Origin of the sequence: Bacillus cereus group sp. BfR-BA-01441 (assembly GCF_022663075.1) — a bacterium.
GTDB classification, from domain to species: Bacteria; Bacillota; Bacilli; order Bacillales; family Bacillaceae_G; genus Bacillus_A; species Bacillus_A cereus.
In genome coordinates this window covers 1-280 of the sequence record NZ_JAKUEU010000325.1, presented here as the reverse complement: position 1 = coordinate 280, position 280 = coordinate 1, and the positions used below count along the sequence as shown (strand labels likewise).

The window sequence follows — 280 nt, the reverse complement described above, 5'->3', positions numbered from 1 at the left end:
TCAAGTAATCTCTGAAAACTCTGGATGGAGCAAAATTAACTACAACGGTCAAACTGGTTATATCGGAACACGTTACCTATCTAAAACACCAGTTGGAGGCGCAGTAGATAATAAGCCTAACAATAACCAAAATAACAATCAAAACAATAACAACAACAACAACAATAATAATACAGGTAATAATAGCGGCGACAGTTCTTCCGTACTTGCATACGCAAAATCAATGCAAGGTGTACCATACGTTTGGGGCGGAACTTCTGCTAACGGTGTTGACTGCAGT

1 pseudogene is annotated in these 280 nt (G+C 38.9%); it reads left to right on the top strand.

Annotation, left to right across the window (positions count from 1 at the left end):
* A pseudogene (locus MR107_RS30725) lies at nt 1–280 on the top strand (peptidoglycan endopeptidase); the annotation flags it as partial.